The sequence below is a fragment of the uncultured Anaerovibrio sp. genome, assembly GCF_947302755.1.
Taxonomy (GTDB): Bacteria; Bacillota; Negativicutes; order Selenomonadales; family Selenomonadaceae; genus Anaerovibrio.
On the sequence record NZ_CAMYWM010000174.1, the window covers coordinates 1 to 4144 of the forward strand.

The 4144-nt window shown below is 39.0% G+C and carries 2 protein-coding genes; both read left to right on the plus strand.

What is annotated here, in order from left to right; all coding sequences use genetic code 11:
- Positions 1 to 367 precede the first annotated feature (367 nt).
- Positions 368 to 3733 (plus strand): DEAD/DEAH box helicase family protein, encoded by a 3366-nt coding sequence (locus Q0Y54_RS11985; protein WP_297968328.1) that lies wholly within the window; start codon positions 368 to 370, stop codon positions 3731 to 3733.
- A gap of 17 nt (positions 3734 to 3750) precedes the next feature.
- The coding region (locus Q0Y54_RS11990; RefSeq protein WP_297968330.1) for a DUF1848 family protein at positions 3751 to 4144 on the plus strand (394 nt) is incomplete at its 3' end.

A 4144-nucleotide genomic window follows, 5' to 3' on the forward strand; every position in this document is an offset into this window, starting at 1 on the left:
GAAGATATTAACATGGCATTAAAGGGGATATTGTCCAAGTCAAAATTGGAAGAAAAAGAGTTTTTTGTTCCGCCTATGGAATTACAAAATGAATTTGCTGACTTTGTCAAACAAGTCGACAAATCAAAATTTGTCGTCCAAAAAGTATTGGATAGCGCATGAATATTGATTGTAAACGTTGGAGCGTTTTTTTAGACGATTTTGCCGAGAGCGGCAAAATCGTCTCTGTTATAAAAGTCTCTGTTTTTGGTAAATTTCCCTTAAATAATCAAACTTTCCCTTAAAAACCGAGGTATAATAAGGGAAAGTCTAAATACTATGGGTTGAACCATGACTTTAATAGTTCATTATTAGGAGATATAAGAAAATGTACACTAATTTTGATTATCTAAAGCAAGACCCACAATTTAACAGCTTTTCTGATGTGGCAATTTCAGCAGAAAAAATAATATTGCTGGACCCTGAGGCTAGTATTATCAATAGCCGTAGGGCAATGGAATTCGCTGTAAAATGGATGTATTCCGTAGATAAAGATTTGTCTGTGCCATATCAGAATAACCTGCAAAGTTTGATGAACGCTGAAGAATATAGACAGATTGTTGGCCCTGATTTGTGGAAGAGGATGGATTTTATCCGTCGTTGTGGCAATAATGTGGCCCATGGAAGCAAAAAACTTGGCCGGGATGAGGCCACGTTATGCTTGGAAAATCTGTTTATTTTTTTGGATTATATCGCCTATTGTTATTCGGAGCATTACGAGGAACAGAAATTCAATCACCATTTGATTGAAGACAGAGTAAAAAAGATTAAGGAGTCCCGCCAGCAGAGTCAGGATGTTAAGGCGGAGCTTGAACGGGAAATAAAGAATTCTGCCCAGAAGGATGTAGATATAGAGAAGCTTCGTCAGGAAAATGCTGCGTTGAAGGAAGAATTATCTTCCCGCCGGGCGGAGAAGCAGCAGACCTATGTTGAAAAGCCACTGGATTTGTCCGAATATAAGACACGGAAAATTTATATCGACACTATGCTAATAGCTGCCGGCTGGACAGAGGGCAAAAACTGGATGAATGAAGTAGAGCTTCCTGGTATGCTAAATAAATCGGAGGTCGGGCTGGCAGATTATGTGTTGTACGATGAAGCCCATAGACCTTTGGCCGTTGTGGAAGCAAAGAGGACTTGCGTGGATGTGGTAAAGGGGCGGCAGCAAGCCAAATTGTATGCGGATATTATCGAGAAACAGTATGGCAGAAGACCTGTGGTATTTCTTACAAATGGTTTTGATACCAGAATAATAGATAATCAATACCCAGAGCGTAAAGTGGCAGAAATCTATTCAAAGCGGGATTTGAAAAAGCTGTTTAATTTACAGGCAATGCGCACCAGCTTAAAAAATATCTATGTAGATAAGGATATTGCCGGAAGATATTACCAAGAGGGTGCAGTTAAGTCTGTATGTGACAGTTTTGATCGAAAAAATCGTCGTAAGGCACTGCTGGTTATGGCCACGGGCTCTGGTAAAACCAGAACGGTTATTGCCCTTTGTAAGGTTTTATTGGATGCTGGCTGGATAAAAAATATATTGTTTTTGGCAGATCGTAATTCATTGGTTACGCAGGCAAAGCGCAGCTTTGTGAATTTACTGCCAGATTTGTCGTGCACTAATTTATGTGAAGATAAAGATAATTATACGGCTCATTGCGTATTTTCCACCTATCAGACCATGATGAACTGTATTGATGTGATAAAAGATGATACGGGAAAACTGTTCACCAGCGGTCATTTTGATTTGGTTATATGTGATGAAGCCCATCGGTCCATTTATAACAAATACAAGGATATTTTCAATTATTTTGATGCCTGTCTTGTTGGTTTGACCGCTACGCCAAAAGAGGATATTGATAAAAATACCTATTCAATTTTTGAGCTGGAAAATGGTGTGCCTACTTATGGATATGACTTGGCACAGGCAGTAAAAGATGGCTATTTAGTGGATTATATGTCTGTGGAAACAGTCCTAAAGTTTATTGAGCAGGGAATTAGCTATGATGAACTGTCGGATGAAGAAAAGGAAGAGTATGAGGATACTTTTGAGGATGAGGACGGAAATCTTCCTGAGAAAATCAGCTCTTCTGCTATTAATACGTGGCTGTTTAATGAGGACACCATTCGTCAGGTGCTTGATATCGTTATGAAGGACAGCTTGAAAGTAAATTATGGTGAGATGATAGGCAAGACGATTATTTTTGCCAAAAATCATAAGCATGCGGAGAAGATTTTAGAAGTATTCAATAAGGAATATCCACATCTTGCCAAGAATAATAATGGACAGGCCTTTGCCAAGGTCATTGATAATTACATGACATATAGTCAGAGTGCTATTGATGAATTTTCTGACAGCAAGAAAATGCCGCAAATTGCTATATCCGTTGATATGCTGGACACTGGAATCGATGTGCCGGAAGTTTTGAATTTGGTCTTCTTCAAGAAGGTTATGAGTAAGGCCAAGTTTTGGCAGATGATTGGCCGTGGTACTAGATGCTGTCCGGGACTTATTGATGGAGAAGACAAGAGTAAGTTTTATATATTCGATTTTTGCGGCAATTTTGAATTTTTCCGTATGGGAGAAGGAAAAAAGGCTGTAACCAGGATGGCTTTGCAGGGGGCTATCTTCAATTTGATGTTCCAGATTGTTTACAAGCTGCAGGATATAAAATATCAGACGGATAGGCTGATGGAGTTCCGTAAATCGTTGGTTGATGCCATGGTTGAGAAAGTTAAGGAACTGAACAGAGAAAATTTTGCCGTAAGACAGCATATAAAGTATGTTGATCTATATTCAAAGGCTGAAAATTACAATGCTATATCCTATGAAGATACATTGTTGGTGCGGGAAGAACTGGCACCATTGGTGTTGCCGGATAATGATGAGGCTACAGCAGTGCGTTTTGATGCATTGATTTATGGCTTGGAGTTAGCTCAGCTTGCTGGCGAAAAGTACGGAAAGCTTAAAACTGACCTTATCAAAAAGGTAAGTGGAATTGCTTCAGTTGCCAATATTCCGGAGATTGTTGCTCAAAAGGAGCTTATTAATACAATTTTGCACACAGATTATGTGGAGCGGGCGGGGATTGATGAGCTTGAGCATATAAGGGAAAATCTTAGAAATCTCATGAAATATATACCTCGTAATCAAGTTCGTTACGACACGGATTTTACTGACGATATATTGAGTTATGAATGGAATGAGTCTGAGCTGGAAAATGATGATTTGAAAAATTATAAGGCCAAAGCTGAGTTTTATATTCGTCAGCATATAGATAATGCTGCTATTGCTAAGCTAAGATCAAACCAGCCATTAACACGGTTGGATATAGAATCATTGGAAAAAATTTTATGGAGTGAAGTTGGGTCTCAAAAAGATTATGAGCGAGAATATGGTCATAAGCCGCTTGGTGAATTGGTGCGTGAAATTGTAGGACTGGATATGAATGCCGTTAAGGAAGCTTTTGCAGAGTTTTTGGATGACACTAATCTTGATAGTAGACAAATTTATTTCGTGAATCAGATTGTGGAATACATTGTTCATAATGGCATGATGACGGACCTTTCTGTGCTGCAGGAGTCACCATTCACTGACCAAGGCAGCGTAGTTGATATTTTTACTGATTTATCTGTCTGGGCAGGAATCAGAAAGGTTATCGATGGCATAAACTATAATGCTAGGGTTATGTAGCTAAGTGGTGATATTTTATGATAATTAGTGCCAGCAGGCGGACGGATATACCAGCTTTTTACTTTGACTGGTTTTGCCAAAGGTTAAAGGCGGGCTATGCTGATGTGGTAAATCCGTTCAATCGAAAGCAGGTAAGCCGTATATCTTTAAAGCCTGACTATGTAGATTGCATTGTGTTTTGGACTAAGGATCCGGCCCCTATGTTAAAGAGATTGAATAATCTTAAAGATTACAACTATTATGTGCAGGTGTCCTTAACGCCTTATGGACATGATGTGGAGACAAATCTCCGGGATAAAAAAGATATTATTGGTACTGTAAAGGAGCTATCCAAAAAACTTGGACGGGAACGGGTGGTATGGCGGTATGATCCTATTTTGTTAAATGATGGTTATACAATAGAGGGTCATC